1 rRNA gene is annotated in these 265 nt (G+C 54.7%); it reads right to left on the bottom strand.

The window, feature by feature from the left end:
* Window positions 1-265 (bottom strand): 23S ribosomal RNA (locus tag NQ036_RS15555); the annotation flags it as partial.

Genomic DNA, 265 nt, shown 5'->3' on the forward strand with positions numbered 1-265 from the left:
TCCTCTTAACCTTCCAGCACCGGGCAGGCGTCAGTCCGTATACATCGCCTTACAGCTTCGCACGGACCTGTGTTTTTAGTAAACAGTCGCTTCTCCCTGGTCTCTGCGGCCACCACACACACATCAGCAAGCACGTTGCCTTCACATGGGTGGCCCCCCTTCTCCCGAAGTTACGGGGGCATTTTGCCGAGTTCCTTAACCACGATTCTCTCGATCACCTTAGTATTCTCTACCTGACTACCTGTGTCGGTTTCGGGTACGAGCG

This window comes from Brevibacterium sp. 91QC2O2, from assembly GCF_024580695.1.
GTDB classification, from domain to species: Bacteria; Actinomycetota; Actinomycetes; order Actinomycetales; family Brevibacteriaceae; genus Brevibacterium; species Brevibacterium moorei.